The following is a 22232-nucleotide window of genomic DNA, read 5'->3' as shown; positions in this document are numbered from 1 at the left end:
TGGCTGCGGACTACGACCGGGGTCGTGGTTCGGCCCCTGAGCGGTCACGCAGGGCGTGGAGGAGCAGGTCGTGGATCTCGGCGGCTGCTGCCTCGATCGGAGCGGTGCTCTGTTCGGCCCGGCACATGATCACCGCGCCTTCGACCGCGGCGACGACGAACGCACCGAGCCGGCGGCTGCGTTCCTCGGTCAGGCCGTGCTGGACGAAGAGGGCTGCGAGCGCCTCCTGCCAGCGGGCGAAGACCGCGGCGGCCAAGCGGGCGAGCTGGGGTGCGTCGTCGTTGGTCTCGACGGCCACCGCCACGATCGGACAGCCGGCCCGGAAACCACTGCCGACGAGCCGGTCGCGCCACAGCACGAAGAACGCATCGACGGCGTCCACCGGATCGTCCGCCTGCACGGCGGCATCGATCAGGCCCGTGATGAAGTCCCCCGCCAGTGCCACCGCCTCGCCGATGAGCTGCACCCGCCCGCCGGGAAAGTGGTGATAGACCGAGCCTCGGGGAGCTCCGCTGTGGGCGAGCACCCGGTCGATACTCGTGGCGCTCGCCCCGTGTTCACGCAACAGCACAGCGGCGCTGAGGATCATCTGGTCACGGCTGTCACTCCTGCGCGGGCTCACCCGCTCCCCCGCTTCCCGATGCCGATGCGGCCCGCCCCGCGCGAGCTACCTGTTAGTAACTTATGGGTTATGGCATAGAACATTCAAGAGGGGTCGTGGTGATCATTTACCGCTGGGACCAGCAGGCCGGCCCCCAACGGAGCACCTGGCGCCGGGTGGCGCCGACGAGCACCGCGGGCCGCCGCGTACCAGCAGCGTGTTGTCGAAGCCCGAGGTGACATGCCGGGCCAGGGACGTCCGGTCCATGGCCGCTGCGGCCAGGCCGAGACCCCGGCCGTGGACCGCGACGATCTCGGGGCTCACCTCGGTACCGTCCGGGAGGTGGAGCGACAGCCGGCCGCCTACGCCGGTGGCCGAGTTCTCCGCATAGGCTCTGAGCGCAGTCGATCAGGGGCACGTCAATCCTGTGCCCGAGGAACCGGACAAGGGAGTGTCCCGCCGTGGGGGATACACGCAACGAGGAAGTGCTCGCCCGGATCGCCAAGGGGCTCGTCTACACCGAGTCGGAAGCTGCGTTTCAGAACTCCCGGCGGCGCACGGAAGAGATCTTCGAGTACAACCAAACGCCTCCGCGCGAAGCGGAGAGGCGTCATTCACTTCTTGTTGCGATCTTCGGCTCGCTCGGTGAACGCACGGTGCTGTTGCCGCCGTTCCACGCCGGGTTCGGCAGCAACGTCCATATCGGCGACGACTTCTTCGGCAACGTGAACCTGACGTTTGTCGATGACGTGGACATCCGCATAGGCAACGACGTCATGATCGCCCCCAGCGTGACACTGACCACGACGGGACATCCGGTGCACCCTGCGCGCCGGGCCGACTTCGGACGCTACTCCGAGCCGATCGTGATCGAGGACAAGGTATGGATCGGCAGCAACGTGGTCGTCCTGCCCGGCGTCCGAATCGGATATGGATCGGTCATCGGCGCAGGAAGCGTCGTCAGCCGCAGCATTCCCCCCATGACCGTCGCACTCGGCACACCTTGCCGGGTGGTCCGCCACATCACTGACGAGGACCTCACCACACGCACTGCCGGACACTAGGGCCTCCTCGGCCGCGCAACACCATGGGCCGATTCGGCCATTCGTATGGCGTGGAACTCGACCATGGATCATGGACGACGCGTTGCGGGCGACGATCGAGCCGTTGCTGCGACCGTGGCCGGAGCGGTCGAGGCAGCGTCGGCCGGTTCGGTCCACCCCAGGGCGCCACCGTCAGAAAACAACAAAATCTGACGTTGTCATTGTGTTGGTTGTGTTCCCTTTCTAGGGTGGGTGCGTCTCAACAGGTGTTATCCGCCACACCAGTTGCACGTATCGGCACCCGAGGAAGGCCCCGCCATGCCACACTCGAACCCGACCCCCCACCCCCACCCCAATTACGTGAGCCGCCGCCGTCTCCTCGAAGCGGGCGCTGCCGTGCTCGGCGGACTTGCGCTGTCCGGCTATCTGCCGGGGACCCCCGCCTTCGCCGCCGCCGGCGACATCCCGGCCGACCGCGACGAGTGGAACGGGCACATCGACGTCTTCCGGCTCGGCACCGAGCCGCCGCACACCACTCTCATGCCGTACGCGAACCTGCGGCAGGCTCTCGCCGCCGACCGCACCACGTCCCCGTGGCGTCAAAGCCTCGACGGCCCATGGAAGTTCGCGTACGTGGACCGGCCCGCCGACAAGCAGCAGGACTTCTACCGCACCGACCTCGACGACTCCGGCTGGGAGACCACCCCGGTCCCCTCGGCCTGGCAGCTGCACGGCCATGACTACCCGATCTACATCAACATCACCTACCCGTGGTGGGGTCCCAACGGACTCGGCGAGGATGCCCAGCCGCCGGCCGCACCGACCCGGTACAACCCCGTCGGCCAGTACCGGCGCACCTTCACCGTGCCGAAGGACTGGGCGGACCGGCGTACGTTCCTGCACTTCGAGGGCGTCAAGTCCGCCCACTACGTATGGATCAACGGTCATTTGACGGGCTACCACGAGGACTCGTACACCCCCGCCGAGTACGACATCACCCCGTACCTGAAAAACGGCACCAACCACATCGCCGTCGAGGTCTACCGCTACTCCGACGGCGACTGGTTGCAGGACCAGGACATGATCCGGCTGAGCGGCATTTTCCGGTCGGTGTATCTGTACTCGACGCCCGGCGTCCATGTGCGGGACTTCAAGCTCGACACCCCGCTCGGGGACGGGTTCACCACGGCCGAGCTGTCGGTCACCGCGCAGGTCCGGGACTATGCGGGCGACGCCGGCGGAGCTGCCTACACGGTGGAGACGCAGCTCTACGACTCCGGCGGTCACGCGGTGTGGGCGCGGCCGCTGGCCCTGCGCGCGACTCCGACCGACGGTGAGGCCACCGTCAAGGGTGCACGGGCCGTTCCCTCACCACGGCTGTGGTCCGCCGAGGACCCGTACCTGTACACCGCCGTCCTCCAGCTCCGCGACCCCTCCGGCAAGGTCGTGGAGACGCTCTCGCACCGAGTCGGTCTGCGCGAGTTCGCGCTCACGGACGGCCTGATGCGCATCAACGGGCAGCCGGTCACCTTCCGCGGCACCAACCGCCACGAGATGCATCCGGAACGTGGTTCGGCTCTCAGCCGCACCGATCTGGTCGACGACATCACGCTCATCAAGCGACTGAACATCAACTCGGTCCGCACCTCGCACTACCCCAACAACCCGCTCTGGCTGGAGCTCGCAGACGAGTGCGGTCTCTATCTCGTCGGCGAGACCAATCTGGAGACGCACGGCGTCCGCGACCAGTACCCGGCCAGCCGCGCCGACTGGACAGAAGCGTGCGTGGACCGTGCGCAGAACATGGTCCACCGCGACAAGAACCACGCCTGTGTCGTCATCTGGTCGCTCGGCAATGAGGCCGGTTCCGGTTCTTCCTTCCGGGCCATGCGCGACTGGATCCGTTCCTACGATCCGACCCGCGTCATCCAGTACGAGGGCGACGACGGGCCCGCCACCAGCGACATCCGTTCCAAGATGTACGAGTCTCCGAGCCGCATCGAGGCCCGGGCGAAGGACACCTCCGACACCCGGCCCTACGTGATGATCGAGTACGCCCACTCGATGGGCAATTCCACCGGCAACTTCAACGAGTACTGGGACGTCATCCGCCGCTACGACGTCCTGCAGGGCGGCTGGATCTGGGACTTCGTCGACCAGGCACTCAGCTGGCCGACACCGACGCGCAAGCTGCTCACGGAGACCGGCCCCGCCGGACTGAAGGGTGAAGTCATCAACCCGTCAGGGTCGTTCGCCCCGGAGCACGGCGTGAGCGGCGCGACCGTCTTCGAGCGGGACGACCGGCTCGACCTGACCGGCTCGCTCACACTCGAAGCGTGGATGACCCCGCACGTCCGCGGCTTCCACCAGCCGATCCTGGCCAAGGGCGACACCCAGTACGCGCTCAAGCAGGCCGACAAGGGCCTGGAGTTCTACATCTACGCGAACGGGCAGTGGATCGCCACCTCCTGGACGACTCCTGACGACGGCTGGACCGACACGGAGCATCACATCGCCGGCGTCTTCGACGCGGACGCGGGAACGCTGACCCTGTACGTGGACGGCGAGGCCAAGGCCACGAAGAACACCGACCGGAGGCCCAGCAGCAACACCGCGTCGCTCTCGCTCGCCGGTGAGGTGGAGAACCCGACACGGGAGTTCAGCGGGACGATCCGTCGGGCCCGGGTGTACGCGCGCGCCCTGAAGGCTGCCGAACTCGCCGACGACCGCCGCGGTCCCGGCGACGACGGCGTGCGCTTCTGGTTCGACGCCCGGACGGCCCGGTACGAGCAGAAGAAGGCCCGGGCGAAGACCTTCCACGCCTACGGCGGCGACTGGGGCGACAATCCCAACGACGGCGCCTTCGCCGGTGACGGCATCGTCCTGCCCGACCGCCGCCACACCGGCAAGGCGGCCCAGGTCAAACGGATCCACCAGACGATCCGTGCGGTCCGTACGGATGGGGCGGCGCCCGGCGAGATCACCCTGACGAACGACAACCTCTTCACCAACCTACGTTCATACAATGGCAGTTGGGAACTTTCGGCCGACGGCAAGACGGTGCGGCGCGGCACGTTCGGCCGCGACCAACTCGATGTGGCGCCGATGAGCAGCAAACCCGTCACGCTGCCCGTGGAACTGCCCGACAATCCCGCGCCCGGGGCCGAGTACTTCCTCCAGCTGTCCTTCACGACGAAGGAGAGCACGCCGTGGGCCGACGCCGGCTTCGAGGTGGCGCGGGTGCAGTTGCCCCTCGACGTGGACATCCCCGCGGTCGAGCCAGTTCCGTTCACCCAGGTGCCGAAGCTGTCGTACCGGAGCGGTGACACCGAAGTCACCGTCACCGGCCGCGGGTTCGAGGTCGTCATCGACAAGTCGACCGGAGTCATCACCTCGTACGAGGCGAACGGCACGAAGCTCGTCGATTCCGGCCCGGTTCCCAACTTCTGGCGTGCCCCGACCGACAACGACCACGGAAACGGCCAGCACACCCGCAACCAGACCTGGCGGGACGCGGGCGCGCGGCGCACGGTGACCGAGGTGACGGAGCGAGGGATCGACGGGCACGCGGTCGAGATCACGGTCAGGGGCACCCTCCCGACGAGCACCACCTCGGCGTACGCCACGATCTTCACCGTCTTCGGCAACGGCGAGATCAAGGTCGACAACACTCTCACCCCGGGCGCGCCGTCCCTTCCGTACATCCCCGAGATCGGCACGATCCTGCACCTGCCCGCGGCGCTGGAGCGGCTCGACTACTACGGCCGCGGCCCCGAGGAGAGTCACTGGGACCGCAAGGACGGTACGGACGTGGGGCGCTGGTCCGGGACCGTCACCGGTCAGTGGAGCCCGTACTTGCGGCCGCAGGAGAACGGGAACAAGACCGATGTCCGCTGGGCGGCGCTCACCGACCGGCACGGTCGCGGCCTGCTCGTCAGCGGCGACGGGCTCCTGGAGGTCAACGCCTCGCACTTCACTCCGGAGGACCTGTCCGTGGGCGCTCGCCACGACTACCAGCTCACGCCCCGTGATGAGGTGATCCTGCGGGTCAACCACCGGCAGATGGGCGTCGGCGGCGACAACAGCTGGGGCGCGCATACGCACGACGCGTACAAGCTGCCGGCCGACCGGGACTACACGTACACCTACCGGCTGCGTCCCCTCACGGATGTACGGGAAGCCACGGGCCTGTCACGCCGGCCGACTGCGGTGGGGTAGCCGCCCCGGGTGAGGTGCCGGGACCCGTCCGCCGGCGGGCGGGTCCCGGCACCTCACCCGGGCGGTTCCGCGCAAGAGAGGCCACGGCCCCTGCCTTGCCCGGCTTCCTCGCGCAGCAGGAGTGGGGTCACCGACGGCGCGCGAAAGTGATCGCCGCCTGGTTCCGTACCCTGGAGGCATGCGCATGCGCCCCACTCTGAGCTGGTCCCCCACCGAAGACATGCCCCCCGCCACCACGGACCTGGCGCCGGTCGCCGATGCACTGGGCACCGGCCGTGTGCTGGTGCTCAGCGGGGCCGGTATCTCCACGGAGTCGGGCATCCCCGACTACCGGGGCGAGGGCGGGAGCCTGAGCCGGCACACTCCTATGACCTACCAGGACTTCACCGGCAGCGCCCAGGCCCGTCGCAGGTACTGGGCGCGCAGCCACCTCGGCTGGCGTACCTTCGGCCGTGCCCGCCCCAACGCCGGGCACCGGGCCGTGGCCGCGTTCGAGCGGCACGGTCTGCTCGCGGGTGTGATCACCCAGAACGTCGACGGTCTGCACCAGGCCGCAGGCAGCAAGGACGTCGTGGAACTCCACGGAAGCCTGGACCGGGTCGTCTGCCTTTCCTGCAAGGCGTTCAGCTCGCGCCGCGAACTCGCGCGCCGGCTGGAGGAGGCGAATGCGGGTTTCGATCCGGTGGCCGCTGCGATCAATCCGGACGGCGACGCCGACCTCACCGACGAGCAGGTCGGGGACTTCCGGGTGGTGTCCTGCAGCGTCTGCGGCGGTGTCCTCAAGCCGGACGTGGTGTTCTTCGGCGAAGCCGTGCCCCCGTCCAGGGTCGAGCACTGCCGCGAACTGGTTCATGAAGCGGCCTCACTGCTTGTCCTGGGATCCTCACTGACGGTCATGTCCGGGCTCCGGTTCGTCCGCCAGGCGGCCCAGGCCGGAAAGGCGGTGCTGATCGTCAATCGGGACCTGACCCGGGGCGACCGGCACGCCGTCACTCGCATCGCGCTCCCGCTGGGAACGGCTCTCACCACCGTGGCCGGCCAACTGGGCATCCCTGCCGACGACGAGGCGGCAGACCCCGCATAGACGGGTGGCGGAATCCGGGCTCCCGGTGACGCCGTCCGGCGGGGGATGCGGTGGCGGGCAGGCTTGACCTTGACACAGTGACAGGGCCTTCACTGCTTGCCGAGGAGGTGGTCCGGATGACGATCACGAAACGGGACACGGCTGCGATCCGAGCGCTCCAGGGGCTGGAGGACGGCCGTTCGTCCGTGCGACTGCGGGCTGCTCTGGAGCTCGGCACGACACCTGATCCACGCTTTGTCGACACGCTCATCGAGCGATGCGCGATCGAGCCCGAATTCTTCGTCCGCGACATGCTGACCTGGGCCCTCACGCGCCACCCGGTGGCCGTCACACTCCCCCGGCTGCTTCGCGAAGTCCGTTCGGAGCGTGCGCAGGCGCGGAGCCAGGCGCTGCATACGCTGTCCAAGGTCGGGGACCGGCAGGCGTGGCCGGCGGTCACACGGTCGCTGCTGTCCGACGCCGACCCGGAGGTGGCACGCAGCGCCTGGCGCGCCGCGGTCGTGCTCGTACCGGAAGGCGAGGAGTCCGCTCTGGCCGCGGCTCTGGCGACGCAACTGGGACGCGGCGGGCGGGAGACGCAGCTGAGTCTCAGCCGCGCGCTGATCGCCCTGGGCGAAGCTGTTGTGCCTACGCTCCGTACGGCGACGGCTGTCCCTGATGCGCAGGTGCGGGTACACGCGCTCGCCACACAGCGCATGCTGCGGGACCCGGATGCCGGATTCGAGTTCGCGGTCGAGGAGGCCAAGCGCGTCGTGGCTCTCGGCGGGCCGGGCCAGGAGGGACGATAGGACGTGTTGATCGGTGAGGTGGCGCGACGGTCCGGGGTCAGTGCCCGCATGCTCCGGCATTACGAGTCGCTCGGCCTGCTACGGCCTTCCGGTCGTACGGGCTCCGGATACCGGGAGTACTCCGGGGAGGACATCCGGCGAATCTTCCATGTCGAGAGCCTGCGGTCGCTGGGGTTGTCACTCCGTGAGATCGGGCGCGCGCTCGACGATCCCGGTTTCATGCCCTCGGAGCTCGTCGGCGACCTCATCCGTCAGACGCGCGAACGCATCGATGCCGAGACCGAGCTGCTCACGCGGCTGCGCCGGATCGATACCGCGAACCCCGCCCGCTGGGAGGACGTCCTCCAGGCGGTCGCGCTCCTCCAGGCACTGGGTTCCAAGAGCGCCGGCGTACGCCAACGCGCTGCCCTTTCCTCGGTCCACGAGATTCCGGTGCCCGTGGAGGCCCTGGTGGAGGCGGCGCTGAGCGAGACGGATCCGAACGTTGCCGGAGCTCTCCGATGGGCACTGGCGCGATCGGGCGACGACGGCTCGGCGCTGCTGGCGGAGGGCCTCGCCGCACCGGTGGCCGCGGTGCGGGAACGTGCGGTTCGGTCCCTCGCCGAGATGCCTGGGGAGGAGGCAACTGCCCAGCTGCGACAGGCCCTCGCAAACCCCGACATCGTGGTCCGCAGGTATGCGGCTCTGGCACTCGGGGCACGTGGAGCAGCCGATCTGGTCCCGACGCTCATCGACATGATCGTGGAAGGAGAGAACGACACCGATGCGGCTGATGCGCTGAGCCTTCTGGCGAGCGACACCACAACGGCGGATGAGATCGCGACCGGGCTCGTCGACCGCCTCGCCCGGGACACCGCACAGGCCCCTGCGCGTGGACGGCTGACCCAGGCGCTGGCCGCCGTCCCGGGGGCAACGGCGTCACGTGCACTGGTGGAGTTGTCGCATGACGAGGACCGTGCCGTTGCGCTGACCGCGACGTACCTTCTTCAGCGACGCGACGCGGGCTGACATGCCCCTCCGGTGGGAGGAGGCGAAGCCGCCCCGGACCGGCGCAGACTACTCGCCGGTTCCGGCCTGACGGGTCAAGGCCGGGTCCGGGACACCCGACCCGGCATCACGCCCGATCACTGCGAGGAGATCTGTCCGCGTACCCATTCAACATCGGGATTGATGTGCGGCCGGCCCCCCACGAAGACCGTTGGCACGGTCTCATTGCCGTCGCACGCTTCTCTCACCACCGCCGCTCCAGCCGGGTCACGCCAGATGTCGACCCAGTGCGCTCGGCGGGCGCTGCGACCCAGCCGGGTGCGCAGTCGCAGGCAGTACGTGCACCCCGGCCGCCAGAAGATGACCGGCCTGCCGTCGGCCGCGCTGCGGCGTTGCGCCTCCTGCGCGCCGATTGATCTCGGGAAGATCAGGGACGAGTTCACGGCTGCGAGCAGCACGAACATCAACAGAATCGCTGCGCCTTCCCCGGAGCTTCCCCCGAGGAACACACCGGTCGCAACCATCAAGCCGCAGAGCACGAAAAGCATCGGCAGAATCCACGAGCGCATCATGATGACGCAGGCTATCGATGAGCCGAAGTGCTTTCGAACCGGACCGCTCGTGCGGGCTTCGCGGGACGCTTGCGGCGTCCCGCGTACAGCTGCGCATTCCGCAGGCGGTGAGGGCCGCGCAGAGGCTCTGCGCGGCCGCCATCAGGCTTTGGCCTGCATGTTCCGTCGTGCGGGGTTGCCCTGCTCCGTTGCTTTGGGGTCCTTCGCGTCCGCCTTGGCGCGTACCCCTTGCTCGATCCGCTCGCCGATCGACTTGTCGATGTTGGACCAGTACTCGAAGGCGCGTCGCAGAACGGGCTCTGTCACCCCGTTGAGGAGGTGGCCCACGACGTTGTCCACCAGACGCTCTCGAGCCGCGTCGTCGAGGACCTCACGCACCATGGTGCCGGCCTGGCCCCAGTCGTCGTCCTCGGAGTGGGAGACATAGGCGGCCCGGGTGATGTCTCCGTCGGCGTACCAACTGGGCGGGCTGCCGTAACGGGCGGTATCGGCCGCGGGCCCGCCCTTGGAGTTCGGCGCGTAGACGGGATCGGCCGTCTTGCGGTACGCCATCGCCCCGTCCTTCGAGTACGTGTTCACAGGGACGACGGGTGCGTTGACGGTCAGCTGCTGGTAGTTGGCGCCGATCCGGTGGCGGTGGGCGTCCGCGTACGCGAACAGCCGGGCCAGCAGCATGCGGTCCGGGCTGGGGCCGATGCCGGGGACCAGGTTGTTCGGCTGGAAGGCCGCCTGCTCGATCTCTGCGTGGTTGTCGGTGGGGTTGCGGTCCAGGGTCATCCGGCCGACCTCGATCAGCGGATAGTCGCTGTGCGGCCACACCTTGGTCAGGTCGAACGGGTTGAACCGGTACTCCGCGGCGTCCTCGTACGGCATGACCTGTACGTGCAGGGTCCAGCTCGGGAACTCGCCGTCGCGGATGTGCTCGAAGAGGTCCCGGGTGTGGTAATCGGTGTCCGCCGCGGCCATCTGGTCGGCCTCGTGCTGGGTGAAGAACTCGATGCCCTGGTCGGTCTTGAAGTGGTACTTGACCCAGTGACGCTCACCCTGCGCATTGATCCACATGTAGGTGTGGGAGGTGTAGCCGTTCATGTGGCGCCAGCTGCGGGGGATCCCGCGATCGCCCATCAGCCACGTGACCTGGTGGGCGGACTCGGGCGAGAGGCTCCAGAAGTCCCACTGCATGTCGTGGTCGCGCAGGTTGTTGTCCGCGCGGCGCTTCTGGGACCGGATGAAGTGCTGGAACTTCATCGGATCCTTGACGAAGAACACGGGGGTGTTGTTACCCACCATGTCGTAGTTGCCCTCGCTGGTGTAGAACTTCACCGCGAAGCCCCGGGGGTCCCGCCAGGTGTCCGGGCTGCCTCGCTCGCCCGCGACCGTGGAGAACCGGGTCACCAGCTCGGTCCTCGTTCCGGGCTGGAACACGGCCGCCTTGGTGAAGGCGCTGACGTCACCGGTGACCTCGAAGTGCCCGAAGGCTCCGCTGCCCTTGGCATGGGGCTGGCGTTCAGGGATCCGCTCGCGGTTGAACTGCGCCATCTGCTCGATCAGGTAGGCGTCCTGCAGAAGGATCGGGCCGCCCGGTCCGACGGTGAGCGAGTGTTCGTCGCTCTCCACCGGGGCCCCGGAATCGGAGGTGGTCGGCTCACGTGAAGCGTCGGTCATCAGGCTGCCCTCCATCGTGCTGCTGTGAGTGCGTATCCGGTCACGCCAGAAGAGCGGAACGGCGTCGCGCTGGCTCGTTTCGCCCGGATTGAACGATGCCAAACATGGACGAAAGGAATATTTCGCCATTCTGCCCGACTCCTCCCTGCAAGGCGCGCCGCCCGCGGAGTCCCCCTCGTCCCGAATCGGCCGACTCACTCTTCGTAACCCCGTCTCCGTCCGACCACGGGGCTGGGCGGCGAAGCGCGGAGAGGCCGGATCCCAAGGGCGGCGCCACCGCCACGCTGCGACCGGAGGAGGGCGACGGCTGCCTGAGCCGGCCTCCACGCTCTATGCGCTCCTCGCCATGCTCGTCCGCCGTTCGGGCGAGCTGCGCCTTCGGCCTGGACCGCCCAGTCCGGTCCGCTGGAGGGCGTCGCCCTCCAGCGGAAATCGAATCGTGGGGATACACCCTTTGAATTCCGCCCGCCTGCGGCGGGATGCAAACCGGGCGACAGCGCTTTACATCTGTACGGAAAACCCTGTACGGATTCCCTGATGCCCATCCGGGGTATCCGCTGCCGAATCCATGCGCAGGCCGGATCCGGTGCGGTCTCCCCCGGACAGCGAAACGCGGGGTGTCTCCGGCTGAACGCCGGAGACACCCCGCATCGCTGACCGGTCGCCGATGCCTACCATCGGTACCAGCGGCCACGGCGGCCACCCACTCCGGCGGAACGCATGACGAAGCCGAGCAGCCAGACAGCCAGCACGATCACTGCCACGATCCACAAAGCCTTCAGAGCGAATCCGGCACCGAAAAGAACGAGAGCGAGCAGTAGAACGAGAAGCAGGGGAACCATAGTTATCAACCTCCAGAACATCGTGTGCCCCGACCGCCGCCCACCATGCACTCGAAATCAAGCGTTTCTCTCCTCGAAATAAGGGAAACAGATCTCGTTCGGCCGACTGCGCCACCGGTTCCGACTCCGGAAATCCGGAAGCCAATATGCCGCACTCCGGCCTGGAAGCCGGCGACCTCGCCGAGCTCCCACCACAGACCGGACCGGCAGATCGGCGAGACTCCGCGCATCGCTTCGCTTCGCCTCCGGGTCAGGAACTACTGTCGCGAGCATGGTCGAACACGATGCCCTCAGCGCCACTCGCGAGGCTTACGACGCTGTTGCCCTCACCTATGCGCAGCTGTTCCGCGACTCGCTGCGCGACAGCCCCCTGGACCGCGCGATCCTGGACGCCTTCGCCGAGCTCGTACGTGCGGGTGGGGGTCACGTCGCGGACCTCGGGTGCGGACCGGGTCATATCACTGCCCATCTGGACGAGTTGAACCTGACAGCTTTTGGCCTTGACACCTCTCCCGCGATGATCGAGCTGGCTCGACAGGCCCATCCCGACCTGCGGTTCGACGTGGGCTCCATGTCCGCACTGAACATTGCCGACGGCGCGTTGGCCGGCGTACTCGCGCGCTGGTCCGTCATCCACACACCGCCGCGGGAACTCCCTCCCATCCTGGATGAGTTCCATCGCGTGCTGGCACCCGGCGGCCATCTTCTGATCGGCTTCTCGGCGAGCGACGATCCGTCTCACCCGACGCAGGTCTTCGATCACACCGTCGCGCCCGCCTATCGATGGTGGCCGGATCACCTCGCCACGATGCTGCGCACATGCGGTTTGACCGAGGTGGGCCGACTGGTTCGCGAGCCTCGGCCCACCGACCGGCGGCAGTTCCAGGAGGTTCAGATCCTCGCCCGCAAAGCGCAGCCAGAAGCCGTTTGATCGACCACATGACCGCATTCTCGAAGGTTCGCGGGCCCGCACCGCGTGCAGCGCGCCATGTGGGGAATAGCGGGCGCACGTCGCTGTTGATCACCGTATGACTTCTGAGACACGTGAGACGTACGGACAGGTCGGCATCTGGAGCGGTGCGCTGCACCAGTCACGGGCGGACGACGCGGGGAAGGCGGCGATCGTGGAGGCGGTCGCCGAGCTCGAAGACCTGGGATACGGCACGCTCTGGCTCGGGGGCAGCCCCTCTGCCGACGACGCGGCCGCTGTCGTCGCCGCCACCCGTTCGGTCACGGTAGCCACGGGCATCCTGAGCATCTGGAACCACACCGCGGCGGAGGTGGCAGCCCGGATCGCGACGCTCGACGCGAGCGCCCGCGGCCGGTTCGTCCTCGGCCTGGGGGTCAGCCACGGCCCGATGGTGCCGCAGTACGCGAAACCGTACAGCGCGATGGTCGCCTACCTCGACGCACTGGATTCCGCTGCCCCACCCGTGGACTCGGGACATCGGGTACTGGCGGCGCTCGGTCCGAAGATGCTGAAGCTCGCGGCCGGTCGGGCCCTGGGAGCCCACCCCTATCTGGTCACCACCGAACACACGGCGGAGGCCCGCGAGGCACTCGGGCCCGATGCACTGCTCGCCCCGGAACTGTCCGTGGTACTCGACACCGACCTCGACCGGGCCCGCACCACCGCGCGGAACATGCTGGCGAGGTACCTCGGCCTGCCCAACTACACCGACAACCTGCTGCGCCTGGGATTCACCGAGAGCGACTTCGAGGGCGGCGGAAGCATTCGTCTCCTCGAATCCCTCTTCGCCCTGGGCGACGCCGAGCAGGTGAAGGCCCGGACCCGGCAGTACCTCGATGCCGGCGCCGACCACGTCGCACTTCAGGTGCTCACCTCCGACGAGGGCAGCGCGGGCCTGCCACGAGCCGAATGGCGCCTTCTGGCCGAAGCCTTCGGCGACGAGTTGTAGCGGACGGTCGCCGAAAGGGGGCCGCCGGGCCATGGACATCGTCGCGGCCGCCACCCCGCTCCTCTTCGACCTGAAGGTGCGTGGTGGCGGCCGTGACCGGCTGCTGCGGCCCGCCGGCCTCCTGGAAGACCGGCGTCATCCCACCTCCCACAAGGCCGGCGGACCGCCTCGGGAGGCCCGGATCAGCGGATCTCGGTGACCCGGCGCTCGACGCGCGCCGCGCAGTTGGAGTTGTCCACCGACACGTACACGTTGGCGATGCTGCCACCCCAACTCACGCAGTGGCCCTTGCCGTAGACGTAGGCCGGACCCGCGTACGACGTGTAGTTCCCGGAGTCCCCGGCCCACTCGTCGGTGTCGGGCACGTAGATGTACGTGGCCATCTCCTTGGCCGTGCCCGGGTTGGCACGGATGGTCGCAACGCAGTTCTTCCCGTTGGTGGCGTTGTACGTCAGATACACGGTGCCCAGCGAGCCGACGGGCACCGAGTTGACGGTCTTGTACGCCTTGCCGCAGACGCCCTGCGGAGTGACGTTGGGTGCCGCGGAAGCGGCCGTTCCGCACACGACCGTGGCGCCCACCACCAGTGTGCTCAACGCCCCGGCGACCGCGATATTACGCATGCCTCCCATTTATCCCCCTTATGTCTTTGAGAGCGGAATACTCCCACTTGATGTGACTCACGGACGGGGAGGATGGTTGTACCCGATACGCCCGGAGGTCGACGGCGAGGGAAGCGGGTCCCGCCCGCATCCGGGTTACGCCTTGCGCAACAGCGCGCAGACGAAGTTCTCCTCCACGGCCCGGACGCGCTCCAGCAGTTCGGGTTTGTTCGTCTTGTTGACCTGGGTGGTCAGGGAGAAGGTCAGTGACCGCTTGCCGTCCGGGGTGGCTGCGATGAGCTGCGTGTAGCCCGGGAAGTTCCCCGTGTGGCCGTACACCACACCGCAGCGGGTGGTGTACCGGAAGATCGCCAGACCGGCCTTGTTCTCCCCCGGGCCTGCGGGTTCGGATGCGCCGTCCACCCAGTTCAGCTGCTGTCGGCGTGTCCGGTCGGAGATCAGCCTCCCGCCGGCGTAGCCGCGGATGAAGGCCGTCATGTCCTTCGGCGTCGAGACGATCCCGCCCGACGCCCAGACGCCGGACGCGCTCAGTACCTCGCTGAGGTCCTCGGGCGAGTCCGGCGGGGTGACGTCGTAGCCGTGCATGTACGGCTCGGGCATCCGGTAGCCCTGCGGCAGACTGGTGCTGCGCAGGTCCAGCGGGCGGTACACGAGCCGGGCGAGCAGATCCTCGTAGCGGCGGCCTGTCACTGCCTCCGCCATCAGGGCCACGGCGATGTTGTCGGAGTTGGAGTAGGCATACCGGGCCCCGGGGCGGAACACCAGCGGCTCGGCGGCGACGAAGTCCACCAGCCGGCGGGAGTCGAAGTGGCGGCGCGGGTTCGCGGTCACCAGGTCCAGGAATTCGGGGTCTGCGGTGTAGTCCGGCAGTCCGCTGGTGTGGTTCAGGAGCTGGCGCAGCGTGACCCGGTGCCAGGCGCGCGGCAGCCGGGGAAGCACCTGGCCGATGGTGTCGTTCAGGCGCAGCTTCCCGCGGTCGACGAGCTGGAGGGAGACCGCGCCGCTGTACGCCTTGGCCGTACTGGCGATACGCATGTGGTCGGTGGCCTCGATCGCGCGGCCGGTGCGTGTCTCGGCCACGCCGGCCCGGACGACCTCGGTGCGGGACCCGCGCTTGAGGACGGCAATCGCACCGGGCGGCCCGCCGGGCGCGGTGGTCAGTTCCTGCAACTGCCTTCGCAGTGCGCGGTTGTGGTCGGCGGGGGCGTCCTCGGCGTGGGCCGGGGCATGCACCGGCCCGGCCACGCAGGCAGCGGCCAGCAGGGCGACGAGCGGCAGGCGGACCTGCGGGAAGCCGGGAAGCAGCACGGAAGGACTCCTGAGGCGTGAGCGCGGTGGAACGTCCAGCTTCGCCCGCCGATGCGCAGCCCGCGCGCGGCTCTGCTCCATCCGGCCGAGAGCGACGAGTCCTCCGATGCTGATGGAGTTCACGTCATGCTTGACGACCTTGCCGGCTCACTGCCCGCTGCGGGTCCGGGTCCGGGTGAGTGGGTGCCGATCTCCCGGGTGGTCGTTGTCATGCCTTGCCGAGCCAGGTCATCGCGGCCACGACCAGCGCTTCCACGCCGGTACTCAGAGTCGGCTCGATGACCGGTGCGAAGAGCGCGGAATGGTTGCCCGGCAATTCGTCCATACGTCCCTCGGCGAACGCGGCGACCGTCGGCTCCGTCTCCAGCCCGCCCCAGAACCAGAACACCGTCGGCACGCCGAGCGCCTCGCCGAACACACCCACGTCCTCGCTCGCGTTCACCTGTGGCATCGGCAGAATCCGCTGTGCGCCGAAGTGTTCGGAGAACGCCGCCACGGTCGCTTTCGTGGCCTCCGGATCGCTGACGAGAGCGGGTGCGGACGCGAACCAGGTGAAGTCCGGCGGTTTCTGCGCACCGCTCGTCCGCGACTCCCCCGCCACGATGCGCTCCACCGCGCTACGGATCAGGTCGCGTACGGCCGGGGTGAAAGCGCGGATGTTGACGCCCAGTTCGGCGGTCTCCGGGATGATGTTGTCCTTGGTGCCGGCCTTCAGGCGCCCCACCGTCACCACGGCGGTCTCTGCCGGTGGGACCTCGCGGGCGACGATGCCCTGAAGCCGGGTGACGACGTTGGCCGCCATCAGCACCGGATCGATCGCCGCCTCCGGCCGGGATCCGTGGCCGCCCCGGCCGTGAAGCGTGATGTTCAGCGAGTCGGCGGCGGCCATCACCGGCCCCTCGCCGTAACCGATGAATCCGGCCGGCAGGGGTCCGACGTGCTGACCCAGGACGATGTCCGGCGTGGGAAAGCGTTCGAACAGCCCGTCGTCAACCATTCCGCGGGCGCCGACGGCCAGTTCCTCGGCCGGCTGGAAGACCACCAGCAGGGTGCCGCTCCACTGTTCGCGCGCTCGGGCGAGCAGAGCGGCGGCGCCCGTCAGGCAGACGGCGTGCATGTCGTGCCCGCAGGCGTGCATCACGGGCACTTCATGGCCGTCCCCGTCCACGGCTCGGACCGTGCTGGCGTAGGGTAGCCCGGTCTTCTCCTCGACCGGCAGCGCGTCGAAGTCCGCGCGCAGCATCACCACCGGACCGTCCCCGTTACGCAGGACGCCCACCACGCCGGTGATGCCCACCTGCTCGGTGACCTCGTCGAATCCTCCGGCCCGCAGACGCTGCGCCAGCAGAGCCGCAGTTCGGGTCTCCTGAAGCGACAACTCCGGGTGGCGGTGCAGGTCCCGGTAGAAGTCGGCAAGGTCCTCGCGTATGAGCGGCAGACCCTCGGTCACCCTGCTGGCCATGTCCCGTCCTCCTCCGTGCCGGTCCGGGCACCGTATCCTCCGGACCGGCAGACCGCATGGTGACACCTGCCCCTCCTGGGCGGCCCCCACCTGCGCAGACTACGGAGCAGATGCCGGAGCGACCGGCCCTGGCTGCCGGTTGCCCGGGCCGGCGACGTCGGACGGGCCCCGCCGCCCGCCTGCCAGTGCCTGAACCTCGGCATAGGACGGGGCATTCGCATCCGTCGGCCGTCCGTCCCGGATGGCGGTCGCCGTGGCCACAGCCGTCGCGAGCGCCCTGCGGTAGAGCAGCGAACCGAGGCTGACCCTGCGCACGCCGAGCGCGGCCAGTTCGGGGAGCGTGGGGCCGGTCGGTGTGTACAGGATGTTCAGCGGTACGACGAGTGCCGAGGTCAGCTCGGCAATGCCGTCCGGATCCGACAGCCCCGGCACGAACACCCCATCGGCGCCGGACTGTTCGTACAGGGCGAGGCGCGTCGCGGTCTCGTCCTCCTGGCGGGCCGCCCAGTGGGTGTCGGTGCGTGCGTTGACGAACAGCGCAGGCACCGCGCTCTTGACCGCGGCGATCTTTGCCGCGTGCACTTCCATCGGCGCGAGTGTGCCATCGGCGCGGCCGTCCTCGAGGTTGATGCCGGCCGCGCCCGCGTCGTACAGGATCCTGGCCATCTCGGCCACTTCCTGCGCGTCGTCGCTGAACCCGCCTTCGGCGTCGACGGTGAACAGGAAACGGCCCTCTCCCAGGCGGCAAGTCAGCGCCAAGGTCGCCTCGAACGTCGCGGCCGCCCCGTCCGGCAGGCCGGCGGCAGCGGCTACGCCCAGGCTCGTGGTGCCCACGGCGGCAAAGCCCTCGGCTGCCAGTGCTGCGGCTGAGGCGTAGTCCCAGGCGTTGGGCAGCAGCAGTGGGGCGGTCCGGTGGTGCAGGCGGGCGAACGGGGTGAGGGGGCGCTGAAGCAGCCCGTCCGTCAGCGCGAGGGCGTGGGCCCGGCCGGGGCAGATGCGGGGCGGGGCGCCGAAAGCAAGGGGCACCGGGTGTGCGCGGTTGGCGGTCGCCAGATCGAGGAGCACCACGTCACCTCCGGCGATCTCCCGGCCTTTGACCGTGGTCGCTCCAACGGCGACGCGACGCATGCCACGTACCGGCGGCAGGTCCCGCAGGACCCTGGAGAGCGGAAGGTCACCGCTGTCGGAAGCGGCATCGACGAGCGCTGCCGTGGCCTCGCACGCCTGGAGCAGGAGACCGATGAGGTTGGCTGCGGACTCCAGCGCGGCCTCGTTCGACGGGGGTGGCGCCAGCCACTGCACCAGCCTGGCCACTGCTTCGTCAGCGGCTGCGTCGTCACCACCGAAGTAGACGCCGGCCACCACGATCACCGCCTCGGCCACGGCCGTGGGCCGCGGCATTCCCAGGGCTTCGGCCAGGGTACGCACGACCCTGACCCGGGTCTCTCCCGCGGGCGCCACGGCGGCCGCCCGTCGCAGTGCTTCAGGCGTCAGACGGGCCAGCTCGGCCTCGGCCAGAGCCCGCCGCCGGCGGTGTGGCTCTCCGTGGCTGAACCGGGCCACTGTGGCGCGCAGCCAGGCGACACTCGCCCCGGCCGGACCGTCGTCCGCGGCGGGCCTGTCGGGGACGAGAGCCGGGTCGGCCAGCGCAGACCGTACGTCCTCGAAACGATCGAACTCATGCGTCGTGTGCGTCATGGTTCCGACGCTAGGGCTGGAACCGTTCGGCGAGGTCCGAACCGTTGTGGGGGCATCATGGCTGCATGTCCTCGCTCTCCGAAACGGCCGCCCTGCTCGCCGACCACACCCGGGCCACCTTCTGTCAGGCCCTGCTCGACGGCCGCGCCTGGACCGCGGGCGAACTCGCCCGGGGCGCCGGGGTCAGCGCTTCCACCGCGAGCGAGCAGCTCTCCCGTCTCGTCGAGGGCGGGATCCTGGCCGAGGAGCGGCAGGGTCGGCACCGCTATGTGCGACTGGCCGGCCCGGAGGCGGCTGCCCTGATCGAGGCGGTCGCCTCGTACGCCCCGAGCAGCCCCCGACCGCGGAACCTGCGCCAATCGGTGCAGGCGGGCGCCGAGGCGCGAGCCCGGACCTGCTACGACCACCTGGCCGGTGAACTGGGTGTGACCCTCGCCGACGCCATGGTCTCCCGGGGGCTTGTCTCCGACGATGCCGGGCCGGCCGTCACCCCGGCAGGCCTGGACTGGCTGGCCGACGCCCTGGGCTACCGGCATCCCGAGGGCGCTCGCCGGCCCCTGGTGCGGAGTTGCCTGGACTGGACCGAGCGCCGGTCACATCTGGCCGGAGCGGCGGGAGCGGCCCTGTGCGCCACGGCGTTGGAGAGGCAGTGGGTGCGACGGATCGGCTCAGGGCGGGCGGTGAAGGTGACTGAGGTGGGGGCCGAGGCGTTCCGGGAACTGCTGGGAGCGGAGGTCACGTGAGGCGGCACGGGGGAAGAAGCGGCGAGGCGGGGGTCCGGCCGTGGATTACCTCCCAGGTAATCGACGGCGCTCGCCTCTCCCGGCAGGATCGAGCACAGCGACGGGAACCCCCGCCGGCAGCCGGCCCCAGCCGCCAGGAGCCCACCATGAACGTCACTCCCCCTACCCGCACACCGAGTTCGGCACCGATCGAGATTCCCACGGCTGACGCCACCCGGGCTGTCGTACAGGAGTTCCTTGCCGCCCGGCTGGCAGGCGACACCGAGCGGATGGTCGCGCTCTTCGCCGATGACGTCGACTGGCTGCTGGCCGAGAACCCCGTGGTCCCGTGGATCCGGCCGCGGTCCACCGCCGCCGAATGCGCAGCCCAGGCGGGCGAGCTGGCGGCGCACACGGTGACCGAGGATGCGCGCGCCTCCGTCGATACCTTTCTCGTCGACGGCACCGACGCCGTCCTGATGGGGCACCTGTCGGGAACCGTACGGTCGACGGGCAAGTCCTTCGAAGGTCCGTTCGCACTCCACCTCACCGTCGAGGGCGGCCGCGTCACCCGGCACCACCTCTACGAGAACAGCCTGGCGATCGCCGAAGCCTGCACCCCGTGAGGGCGGGGCGCGCCCGGGTGGTCCGCCCGGGTCAGCCGAGGGCCGGCGGGGAGAGGTGCTGCCACAGGAACGTGTGCAGCAGAGCGTTGTTGTGGGCGGACTGTTCGTTGTCGCCGGCGCCCGCGTGACCACCGCCGGTGTTCTCGTGGAGCAGGACCCGGTGGCCGAGTTCGCGCAGCCGTGCGGCCGCTTTACGGGCGTGGCCCGGGTGGACGCGGTCGTCACGGGTGGAGGTCGTCAGGAGCAGCGGCGGGTAGGCCCGGCCCGCGGCCAGCCGGTGGTAGGGAGACAGCCCGCGCAGGTGCTCGCGGTCGTCCTGGTTGTCGGGGTCGCCGTACTCGGCGATCCAGGAGGCACCCGCGAGGAGCTCATGGAAGCGGAGCATGTCCAGCAGCGGGACCTGCGCGACGATCGCGCCGAACAGTTCCGGGTAGCCGGTGACCATCGCACCCATGAGCAGTCCGCCGTTGCTGCCCCCCGTGGCGCCCAGCATCGCCGGGGTGGTGATACCCCGCGTGACGAGGTCGGCGGCGACAGCCGCGAAGTCCTCGAAAGCCCGTACCCGGTCCGCACCGAGCGCCGCCCGGTGCCAGCCCGGCCCGTACTCACCGCCGCCCCGGATGTTCGCGATCACGTAGGCTCCGCCGCGCTCCAGCCACGCCCGGCCCGTCACCGCGCCGTAGTAGGGGGTGAGCGAGATCTCGAAGCCGCCGTATCCGTGGATCAGGGCGGGGCCGGGGCCCGTGCGGGTGCGGTCCGGGCCGATCACGAAGTACGGCACTCGCGTGCCGTCCTCGGAGATCGCGAAGAACTGCTCCACGGTCAGGCCGGCCGCGTCGAAGCGGGCCGGAGCCTGCTTGAGGATCTCCGCGCGGCTCCCGATCGTCCCGCGGTAGAGCGTGGACGGCTGCAGGAAGCCCGACACGTCCAGGAAGAACTCGTCGGAGACGTCCGGGTCCGTGTCCACCACGGTGACGGCGGACAACGCGGGGACGTCCGCGAGCGGCTCGCGCGCCCACCCGGCGCCGGGGGTGGGGGTGAGCACCTCGATGCGGGTGCTGACATCGTGCATCGTCGCCAGGATCAGGTGGTGGCGGGTCCACGAGTGCCCGGCCAGAGCCGTCCGCGGGTCCGGGGTGAACAGCACCTCCGGGGCCCGGTCGCCCGCCAGGAAGGCGTCGAAGCCGAAGGCCAGCAGTGAGCCCGCACGCTGTCCGAGCCAGTCGGACTTCAGAGTGACGATCAGATGCTCGCGATGGGCGTACGCACTGGCGTCGTCCGGGACGTCGATCCTGACGAGCGAGGCGTCAGGGGCGAGGAGATACCTCTCGCTGTGGTGGAAGTCCATCGACCGGAAGACGAAGTCCCGTTCGAAACCGGGTGTGGGGTCGTGCCAGCCCCCGGCCGCCACGTCCCGCGCCTCGCCCTCGAAGACCGGCTCGGCCGCTTCGAGCGGTGTGCCGCGGCTCCATCGGCGGACCGTCCGCGGGTAGCCGGATTCGGTGAGCGAGCCGGGCCCGAAGTCCGTGCCGACGAAGAGGGTGTCGGCGTCGATCCAGCCGATCCGGGTCTTCGCCTCGGGCACCTGGAAACCGTCCTCGGGGAAGGTCCGGGTGCCGAGGTCGAACTCGCGGACCACCACGGCGTCCCCGCCGTCGCGCGAGAGGAAGACCAGGGCCCGGCCGCAGTCGGGATGGCGGACCCGCGCACCGGCCCATGTCCACTTCGTGTCCTCCGCGGCGGCGAGCTCATCGACGTCGAGGAGGACCTCCCACCGGGGAGCGTCCGTGCGGTACTGGTCCAGTGTCGTACGCCGCCACACACCCCGTGCGTGTTCCGCGTCCCGCCAGAAGTTGTAGAGGAACTCTCCGTGGCGCGAGGTGTAGGGGATCCGGTCCGGCGCGTCCAGTACCTCCAGCAGGCGGTCCTTCAGCGTGGCGAACCCGGCGCCGCCCGCCAGCGCGGCCTCCGTCTCGGCGTTCCGCTCGGCCACCCAGGCGAGCGCGGCCTCGCCTTCGATGTCTTCCAGCCACAGGTACGGGTCATCAGTGATCACCACAGAATTGTGCAGGCT

Annotated in this window: 19 protein-coding genes; 10 read left to right on the top strand and 9 right to left on the bottom strand. The window is 69.3% G+C overall.

The window, feature by feature from the left end; genetic code table 11:
• Nucleotides 1-10 precede the first annotated feature (10 nt).
• Nucleotides 11-622 (bottom strand): TetR/AcrR family transcriptional regulator, encoded by a 612-nt coding sequence (locus OG912_RS36575; RefSeq protein ID WP_327713095.1) that lies wholly within the window; start codon nt 620-622, stop codon nt 11-13.
• A 440-nt stretch (nt 623-1062) separates the two neighbouring features.
• On the opposite strand from OG912_RS36575, the gene OG912_RS36565 reads away from it, so the two are divergent.
• From OG912_RS36565 to OG912_RS36545, 5 genes are all read left to right on the top strand, one after another.
• The gene (locus tag OG912_RS36565) at nt 1063-1665 is read left to right on the top strand and encodes a sugar O-acetyltransferase (RefSeq protein ID WP_327713094.1); all 603 of its coding nucleotides are present in this window, start codon (nt 1063-1065) and stop codon (nt 1663-1665) included.
• A gap of 297 nt (nt 1666-1962) precedes the next feature.
• On the top strand, nt 1963-5862 hold the full coding sequence (locus OG912_RS36560; RefSeq protein ID WP_327713093.1) for a glycoside hydrolase family 2 TIM barrel-domain containing protein: 3900 nt from the start codon (nt 1963-1965) through the stop codon (nt 5860-5862).
• Between the two features lie 178 nt (nt 5863-6040).
• Complete coding sequence (locus tag OG912_RS36555; RefSeq protein ID WP_327713092.1) at nt 6041-6946, top strand: NAD-dependent protein deacetylase; 906 nt, start codon at nt 6041-6043, stop codon at nt 6944-6946.
• A gap of 116 nt (nt 6947-7062) precedes the next feature.
• Entirely contained in the window at nt 7063-7734 is a 672-nt protein-coding gene (locus tag OG912_RS36550; RefSeq protein ID WP_327713091.1) for a HEAT repeat domain-containing protein, read from the top strand.
• 3 nt (nt 7735-7737) lie between these two features.
• Nucleotides 7738-8742: a MerR family transcriptional regulator gene (locus OG912_RS36545; protein ID WP_327713090.1), complete on the top strand. Its 1005-nt coding sequence runs from the start codon at nt 7738-7740 to the stop codon at nt 8740-8742.
• Between the two features lie 116 nt (nt 8743-8858).
• On the opposite strand, the gene OG912_RS36540 is transcribed toward OG912_RS36545, so the two are convergent.
• The 3 genes from OG912_RS36540 to OG912_RS36530 all read right to left on the bottom strand — a co-directional run bounded on the left by OG912_RS36540 (nt 8859) and on the right by OG912_RS36530 (nt 11800).
• Nucleotides 8859-9293, bottom strand: a complete 435-nt coding sequence (locus tag OG912_RS36540; RefSeq protein ID WP_327713089.1) for a glutaredoxin domain-containing protein — start codon at nt 9291-9293, stop codon at nt 8859-8861.
• A 141-nt stretch (nt 9294-9434) separates the two neighbouring features.
• Entirely contained in the window at nt 9435-10958 is a 1524-nt protein-coding gene (locus OG912_RS36535; protein WP_327713088.1) for a catalase, read from the bottom strand.
• Nucleotides 10959-11629: 671 nt separating this feature from the next.
• Nucleotides 11630-11800, bottom strand: a complete 171-nt coding sequence (locus tag OG912_RS36530; protein WP_326734156.1) for a hydrophobic protein — start codon at nt 11798-11800, stop codon at nt 11630-11632.
• 271 nt (nt 11801-12071) lie between these two features.
• Here OG912_RS36530 and OG912_RS36525 point away from each other — a divergent pair, with 271 nt between their 5' ends.
• The 3 genes from OG912_RS36525 (at nt 12072) to OG912_RS36515 (ending at nt 13918) form a co-directional block, all read left to right on the top strand.
• Nucleotides 12072-12731 (top strand): class I SAM-dependent DNA methyltransferase, encoded by a 660-nt coding sequence (locus tag OG912_RS36525; protein ID WP_327713087.1) that lies wholly within the window; start codon nt 12072-12074, stop codon nt 12729-12731.
• A gap of 97 nt (nt 12732-12828) precedes the next feature.
• Nucleotides 12829-13719: an LLM class F420-dependent oxidoreductase gene (locus tag OG912_RS36520; protein WP_327713086.1), complete on the top strand. Its 891-nt coding sequence runs from the start codon at nt 12829-12831 to the stop codon at nt 13717-13719.
• Between the two features lie 31 nt (nt 13720-13750).
• A complete protein-coding gene (locus OG912_RS36515) occupies nt 13751-13918 on the top strand; it encodes a hypothetical protein (RefSeq protein WP_327713085.1) in 168 nt (55 codons plus the stop codon).
• Here OG912_RS36515 and OG912_RS36510 read toward each other — a convergent pair.
• The 4 genes from OG912_RS36510 to OG912_RS36495 all read right to left on the bottom strand — a co-directional run bounded on the left by OG912_RS36510 (nt 13902) and on the right by OG912_RS36495 (nt 18810).
• A complete protein-coding gene (locus tag OG912_RS36510) occupies nt 13902-14351 on the bottom strand; it encodes a spore-associated protein (RefSeq protein ID WP_327713084.1) in 450 nt (149 codons plus the stop codon). The genes OG912_RS36515 and OG912_RS36510 overlap by 17 nt on opposite strands.
• 126 nt (nt 14352-14477) lie before the next feature.
• Nucleotides 14478-15731 (bottom strand): serine hydrolase domain-containing protein, encoded by a 1254-nt coding sequence (locus OG912_RS36505; RefSeq protein WP_443061119.1) that lies wholly within the window; start codon nt 15729-15731, stop codon nt 14478-14480.
• Between the two features lie 127 nt (nt 15732-15858).
• Nucleotides 15859-17112 carry an amidohydrolase gene (locus tag OG912_RS36500; protein ID WP_327713082.1) on the bottom strand — a complete coding sequence of 418 codons (1254 nt, stop codon included), beginning with the start codon at nt 17110-17112 and terminating at the stop codon, nt 15859-15861.
• 99 nt (nt 17113-17211) lie between these two features.
• Nucleotides 17212-18810 carry an isocitrate lyase/phosphoenolpyruvate mutase family protein gene (locus OG912_RS36495; protein WP_327713081.1) on the bottom strand — a complete coding sequence of 533 codons (1599 nt, stop codon included), beginning with the start codon at nt 18808-18810 and terminating at the stop codon, nt 17212-17214.
• Nucleotides 18811-18875: 65 nt separating this feature from the next.
• Between OG912_RS36495 and OG912_RS36490 the strand changes: the two genes are divergently transcribed.
• Entirely contained in the window at nt 18876-19553 is a 678-nt protein-coding gene (locus OG912_RS36490) for an ArsR/SmtB family transcription factor (protein ID WP_326734163.1), read from the top strand.
• 146 nt (nt 19554-19699) lie between these two features.
• Complete coding sequence (locus OG912_RS36485; RefSeq protein ID WP_327713080.1) at nt 19700-20158, top strand: nuclear transport factor 2 family protein; 459 nt, start codon at nt 19700-19702, stop codon at nt 20156-20158.
• 31 nt (nt 20159-20189) lie between these two features.
• Here OG912_RS36485 and OG912_RS36480 read toward each other — a convergent pair whose 3' ends face one another.
• A complete protein-coding gene (locus tag OG912_RS36480; protein ID WP_327713079.1) occupies nt 20190-22214 on the bottom strand; it encodes a prolyl oligopeptidase family serine peptidase in 2025 nt (674 codons plus the stop codon).
• Between the last annotated feature and the right edge of the window lie 18 nt (nt 22215-22232).

It is taken from the genome of Streptomyces sp. NBC_00464 (genome assembly GCF_036013915.1).
Taxonomy (GTDB): Bacteria; Actinomycetota; Actinomycetes; order Streptomycetales; family Streptomycetaceae; genus Streptomyces.
Note: the sequence above shows the minus strand (reverse complement) of the source record. Positions and strands in the feature narration are given on the sequence as shown.

Bases quoted from the DNA above. Each gene is read 5' to 3' on its own strand.
- OG912_RS36525 (WP_327713087.1), top strand. From the start codon at position 12,072: ATGGTCGAACACGATGCCCTCAGCGCCACTCGCGAGGCTTACGACGCT.
- OG912_RS36515 (WP_327713085.1), top strand. From the start codon at position 13,751: ATGGACATCGTCGCGGCCGCCACCCCGCTCCTCTTCGACCTGAAGGTG.
- OG912_RS36505 (WP_443061119.1), bottom strand. From the start codon at position 15,731: ATGGAGCAGAGCCGCGCGCGGGCTGCGCATCGGCGGGCGAAGCTGGAC.
- OG912_RS36540 (WP_327713089.1), bottom strand. From the start codon at position 9,293: ATGATGCGCTCGTGGATTCTGCCGATGCTTTTCGTGCTCTGCGGCTTG.
- OG912_RS36560 (WP_327713093.1), top strand. From the start codon at position 1,963: ATGCCACACTCGAACCCGACCCCCCACCCCCACCCCAATTACGTGAGC.
- OG912_RS36490 (WP_326734163.1), top strand. From the start codon at position 18,876: ATGTCCTCGCTCTCCGAAACGGCCGCCCTGCTCGCCGACCACACCCGG.
- OG912_RS36530 (WP_326734156.1), bottom strand. From the start codon at position 11,800: ATGGTTCCCCTGCTTCTCGTTCTACTGCTCGCTCTCGTTCTTTTCGGT.
- OG912_RS36485 (WP_327713080.1), top strand. From the start codon at position 19,700: ATGAACGTCACTCCCCCTACCCGCACACCGAGTTCGGCACCGATCGAG.
- OG912_RS36500 (WP_327713082.1), bottom strand. From the start codon at position 17,112: ATGGCCAGCAGGGTGACCGAGGGTCTGCCGCTCATACGCGAGGACCTT.
- OG912_RS36555 (WP_327713092.1), top strand. From the start codon at position 6,041: ATGCGCATGCGCCCCACTCTGAGCTGGTCCCCCACCGAAGACATGCCC.
- OG912_RS36535 (WP_327713088.1), bottom strand. From the start codon at position 10,958: ATGACCGACGCTTCACGTGAGCCGACCACCTCCGATTCCGGGGCCCCG.
- OG912_RS36520 (WP_327713086.1), top strand. From the start codon at position 12,829: ATGACTTCTGAGACACGTGAGACGTACGGACAGGTCGGCATCTGGAGC.
- OG912_RS36550 (WP_327713091.1), top strand. From the start codon at position 7,063: ATGACGATCACGAAACGGGACACGGCTGCGATCCGAGCGCTCCAGGGG.
- OG912_RS36495 (WP_327713081.1), bottom strand. From the start codon at position 18,810: ATGACGCACACGACGCATGAGTTCGATCGTTTCGAGGACGTACGGTCT.
- OG912_RS36510 (WP_327713084.1), bottom strand. From the start codon at position 14,351: ATGGGAGGCATGCGTAATATCGCGGTCGCCGGGGCGTTGAGCACACTG.